This is a genomic window from Mycobacteriales bacterium (assembly GCA_036497565.1).
Lineage (GTDB): Bacteria > Actinomycetota > Actinomycetes > Mycobacteriales > QHCD01 > DASXJE01.
Genome location: DASXJE010000263.1, coordinates 1 through 2,785 on the forward strand (window position 1 = coordinate 1; position 2,785 = coordinate 2,785).

The 2,785-nt window shown below is 65.4% G+C and carries 4 protein-coding genes and 1 pseudogene; 3 read left to right on the forward strand and 2 right to left on the reverse strand.

The window, feature by feature from the left end; genetic code table 11:
* Positions 1-10 precede the first annotated feature (10 nt).
* Positions 11-280 carry a hypothetical protein gene (locus VGH85_21070; GenBank protein ID HEY2176307.1) on the reverse strand — a complete coding sequence of 90 codons (270 nt, stop codon included), beginning with the start codon at positions 278-280 and terminating at the stop codon, positions 11-13.
* A gap of 112 nt (positions 281-392) precedes the next feature.
* On the opposite strand from VGH85_21070, the gene VGH85_21075 reads away from it, so the two are divergent.
* From VGH85_21075 to VGH85_21085, 3 genes and pseudogenes are all read left to right on the forward strand, one after another.
* Positions 393-794: a nuclear transport factor 2 family protein gene (locus VGH85_21075; GenBank protein ID HEY2176308.1), complete on the forward strand. Its 402-nt coding sequence runs from the start codon at positions 393-395 to the stop codon at positions 792-794.
* Between the two features lie 21 nt (positions 795-815).
* A pseudogene (locus tag VGH85_21080) lies at positions 816-1,052 on the forward strand (methyltransferase).
* A gap of 268 nt (positions 1,053-1,320) precedes the next feature.
* Positions 1,321-2,544, forward strand: coding sequence for an HAD family hydrolase (locus VGH85_21085; protein ID HEY2176309.1), 1,224 nt, complete (start codon positions 1,321-1,323; stop codon positions 2,542-2,544).
* Between the two features lie 51 nt (positions 2,545-2,595).
* On the opposite strand, the gene VGH85_21090 is transcribed toward VGH85_21085, so the two are convergent.
* The coding region (locus VGH85_21090) for a glycine hydroxymethyltransferase (protein HEY2176310.1) at positions 2,596-2,785 on the reverse strand (190 nt) is incomplete at its 5' end.

Genomic DNA, 2,785 nt, shown 5'->3' on the forward strand with positions numbered 1-2,785 from the left:
GACCCGACTGTCACACCTGGTAGGGAGGATGGAACGGCGGGGACTCGTCTCCCGATCCGTGGCCCCAGACGACGCCCGCGGATCGATAGTCGAGATCACCGCCGATGGTCGACGAGCCATCGAGGACGCGGCGCCCGCACATGTGGAGGCCGTCCGCCGGCACTTCATCGACCAACTTGATGATCAAGAAATTGCTACGATGACCAAAGTTTTCCGGCGCGTACTCGACGGTCTTCCGCCACGCTGATTTCCGATCAGCGGCGGTCAAGAGCGCGACCACCGAGTACGCACGCAACTGCGCGTCGGTTCGGTCCGCCCCCGTGTTGTCGTCGCTAAGGTGTGCACGAGGTCTCCGGTACTGCTGATCTTCTCGGTCGATGATGAGGAAGATAATGACTCGCGAGACCCGGGCCCGGATAGAGGAGCACTGGAAGGCCTCCGAGCTCGGGGACATCGACACTGAGCACGCGATCTACGCTGTGGACGCGATCTTGGACTACCCCCAGTCCGGGGAGCGCTTCCGGGGCCGCTCGAAGATCCAGGCGCAACGCGGCGGACACCCGGCCGAGCGCCATTTCACCATCGGCCGGATCTCGGGCAGCGGTGATCTCTGGGTGAGTGAATGCGTGATCACCTATGACGGCGCAACCACCCACTCGGTGAGCATCATGGAGTTCACCGACGGTCTCGTGACGCACGAGACCCAGTACTTCGCCGACCCCTTCCAGGCGGCTCCCTCACGAGCGGCTCTGGCCGAGCCGATCCCGGCGAGTGTGGCTACCGATAGGCACTGACGAGCCCGGCGAACGCGTCGAGCGTGCGCAAGGGCTGCGTCGAACGGCGCGGTGATCGTCTACGAGATGCTGATCGACGACGAGCGCCGGACCAACGCCGCCGGGCTCCTCATGAGCCTGAACATGCTCGTGCTGAGCCACGACGGATTCGACTACACCGGTGCGGACTGCCGGGGCTGGATGGCCGAGGCAGGGTTCCGTGAGTGCTACGTCCAGCACCTGGTCGGTCCGGAGTCCATCGTCGTCGGCCTGAAGTAGCTGCTCGCACAGCACGCTCGGTTCGATCGCGGCGGTCGCTGACGACCGCGCACTCCCCCACCCACCGGGCCCGACGACCGCGCACTCCCCCACCCACCGGGCCCGAGATTTGCGCCGCTCCCGCCGCGCTCGGGCGATGGCGTGAGTTGCGCTATATGCACCTGTTGCGTCCCTTGTTACTGTCGTCGCAAATTGGCTCCGCGGGGGGTACGGGATGCGCGACGGCCGACGAACAACCATGGCCGCCGTCGTCTCGCTCCTCGCGGCAATGGCGCTTGCCGCCTGTGGCGGTGGCAGTGGCGCCAAACCGGACGGGACTCAATGTCGTAAGTTGGACCCGAGCCTGACCTGGTACGGAGACGTTCGGCAGAAGTTGCAGACCGCGATCGACGCCCATAGTTCTTGTACCGGGACGTTTTCCGGTTCATCGGCTCCGGTAGCAATCTTCGACTGGGACAACACGGTCGTGAAGAACGACATCGGCTACGGCACCAATTACTGGATGCTGCGCAATGACAAGATCCTGCAGCCGGCAAATCAGGATTGGAAGACGACCGACCGCTATATGACGGACACGGCGGCAGCGGCCCTGAAGGCGGCATGCGGCACCGATGTGCCCGCCGGCGAACCGCTGAAGACGAGCACCAACACCGCGTGCGCCGACGAGATCGTTGCGATCCTCGATGACAAGACCCGCGCCGGCCAGCCCGCATTTGCCGGCTACGACGCGCGCCGGCTGATCGGCTCGTACTCGTGGGGCACCGCGCTGTCGGCGGGCTATACGGCCGATCAGCTCGCCGAGTTCGCCGACGCCACGAAGAAAGAGAACCTCGGCGCGGCCGAGGGTGCGACGCAGACCGTCGGATCGCAGCAGGTCGACGGCTACATCCGGGTGTACCCGCAGATCAAGGACCTGATCGGCACGCTGCGGGCGAACGGCATCGACACCTGGGTCGTGTCGGCTTCCCCGGAGCCGATCGTGAAGGTATGGGCCGGCGAGGTCGGCGTCGACGCGAACCACGTCGTCGGCGTCCGCAGCGTGTACGAGAACGGCAAGCAGACCACTCATCTGCAGGGCTGCGGCGGTGTTCCCGACGGTGACGACTCGGTCATGACCTACGTCGACGGCAAGCGTTGCTGGGCCAACCAGGCGATATTCGGGGTCAAGGGTCCGGCGGCGTTCGAGCAGCTCCCCATCGAGCGGCGCCAGATCCTGGCGGCCGGCGACTCGGTCACCGATGTCACATTCGTCGGCGATGCCACCGCCGTGCACCTCGTGATCAACCGCAACAAGCCGGAACTGATGTGCCGTGCCTACGACAACGCCGACGGCAGATGGCTGATCAATCCGATGTTCATTGCCCCGAAGAAACAGGTCACGGACCCTTATCCGTGCTCGACGACGGCATTGACGAAGTCGGACGGCACTTCGGCTCCGCTGCTGCGCGACGATGGCAGCGTGGTACCGGACCAGAAGGACACTGTCAGCTGAACCGCGCCCATCTTGACGTGCGCGGCTCTATTCCGGTGTGCCAACTCCGCGTCAGCCGAGGTCGATCTCCGGGTACAGCGGGAAGTCGGTGAGCAGCTCAGCGGCGCGGTGGGAGATCTCGTCCGCGATCTTCGGGTCCAGGATGTGCTGGGCCTTGGACGGCGCGCCCTTCGAGGTGGTGCCGGGCTCGGTGGTGGTCAGGACGCGGTCGATCAGGCCGGCGATCTCGTCCATCTCGGTG